This is a genomic window from Romboutsia sp. 13368, assembly GCF_018336475.1.
Lineage (GTDB): Bacteria > Bacillota > Clostridia > Peptostreptococcales > Peptostreptococcaceae > Romboutsia.
Genome location: NZ_CP048741.1, coordinates 778,160 through 778,484 on the forward strand (window position 1 = coordinate 778,160; position 325 = coordinate 778,484).

Below are 325 nucleotides of genomic sequence, written 5' to 3' on the forward strand. Positions count from 1 at the left end.
ACTAAACGAAATTTATATTTTGTAATCAATGAAATAAGATAGTATATTTCCTTGTTTATTCAATCTTATTCCAATAATATAAGAGTCGTAGATAGTATGCCAATTCCAGTTTGTGAGTTTGGTAGAGCACATTTCAGTAAATGCTTTAAAGGCGAAGCCTCTTATGGAGTATGTCCATCAAAAAAGCAAACATATTTTGGATTTAARTTTCATGCACTTACTACAGTAGATGGTTTCTTAACTGACTATGTCATAACTCCTGCAAATGTTGATGATAGAAATGCAGTATGGGATTTATGTGATAAATATAATTCAATTTCTATTA

The 325-nt window shown here is 29.3% G+C and carries 1 pseudogene; it reads left to right on the forward strand.

Annotation, left to right across the window (positions count from 1 at the left end):
* Positions 1 to 325 (forward strand): annotated as a pseudogene (locus G3997_RS03150) (transposase); the annotation flags it as partial.